This is a genomic window from Streptomyces klenkii (assembly GCF_003626645.1).
Lineage (GTDB): Bacteria > Actinomycetota > Actinomycetes > Streptomycetales > Streptomycetaceae > Streptomyces > Streptomyces klenkii.
In genome coordinates this window covers 1-1,071 of sequence record NZ_RBAM01000184.1, presented here as the reverse complement: position 1 = coordinate 1,071, position 1,071 = coordinate 1, and the positions used below count along the sequence as shown (strand labels likewise).

General features: G+C 74.9%; 2 protein-coding genes. One reads left to right on the top strand and one right to left on the bottom strand.

The features are described 5' to 3' along the window. Positions 1 to 122: 122 nt before the first annotated feature. A complete protein-coding gene (locus tag D7231_RS35635) occupies positions 123 to 581 on the top strand; it encodes a winged helix-turn-helix transcriptional regulator (protein WP_120760538.1) in 459 nt (152 codons plus the stop codon). Here the strand turns inward: D7231_RS35635 and D7231_RS35630 are convergent. Next, positions 568 to 1,071: PP2C family protein-serine/threonine phosphatase (locus tag D7231_RS35630; protein WP_147449923.1), on the bottom strand; the 504-nt coding region annotated here is incomplete at its 5' end. The two genes, D7231_RS35635 and D7231_RS35630, sit on opposite strands and share 14 nt — an antisense overlap.

Sequence of the window (1,071 nt, the reverse complement as noted above, 5' to 3'; positions counted from 1 at the left end):
TTCGCCACGACCCTAGGAAGAGCTACTCTCTGTGGGGAAGTAGGCACCTGAAGGTGCGTAGGTCACCGGCCGGAGAGCCCGCCGGGCCCACGGGTCCGAGGGCGAGGACGAGAGGGAAGCGCATGCCGCCCACCAGGACCGCCGCCCAGCGGCGCGCGGAGGAGCGCGTGGCGTACGACGCGTTCCTCGCCCAGTGCCCGACCCGGCAGCTGCTGGACCGCATCGCCGACAAGTGGGTCAGCCTGGCGGTCAACGCCCTGGCCGACGGCCCCCAGCGCTACAGCCGGCTCTCCCGCCGCCTGGCCAGCGTCAGCCAGAAGATGCTCACCCAGACCCTGCGCAACCTGGAGCGCGACGGCCTGGTGACGCGCACGGTCACCCCGGCCGTTCCGGTGCGGGTGGAGTACGCGCTGACGCCGCTCGGCCAGGGCCTCGTGCCACTGATGAGGGCCATCAAGTCCTGGGCCGAGGAGCACATGGACCAGGTCCAGCACGCCCGCGCGGCCTACGACCGGGCGGAGGGCCGTTCCGCGGCGGACCGCGCCGGGGAGGGCGCGACCGCGCGGACTATCCCAGGCTGAGCACCAGCAGCGCGATGTCGTCGTTGCGCACCCGCACGCGCGCCTGAACGCCCGCCAGCAGCTCGTCCGCGAGCGCGTCCACCGGCGCGTCCTCCGGCACCGCCGCCACCGCCCGGGCCAGCCCCGCGACCGAGGCGTCCAGGTCCTCGCCCGGCGTCTCGATCAGCCCGTCGGTGTACAGCACCAGCACGCTCCCGGCCGGCAGGTCCACGTCGAGCACCGGGTACACCGCCCCCGGCATCACCCCGAGCAACGGCCCCGGCTCCACGCGCAGCGCGGTCACCCGCCCGTCGGGGTGGCGCAGGAGGGGCGGGGGGTGGCCGGCGTTGGCCAGCAGGGCGCGCCGGGTCCGGAGGTTCAGGTGCACGTAGACGCAGCTGGTGAACAGGCCGGGGTTGAGGTCGGTCAGCAGGCGGTTCGCGCGCTCCAGCACCTCGCCCGGGGCCGCCCCGGCCGTGGCGTGCACGGCCGTGCGGACCTGGCCCATCAG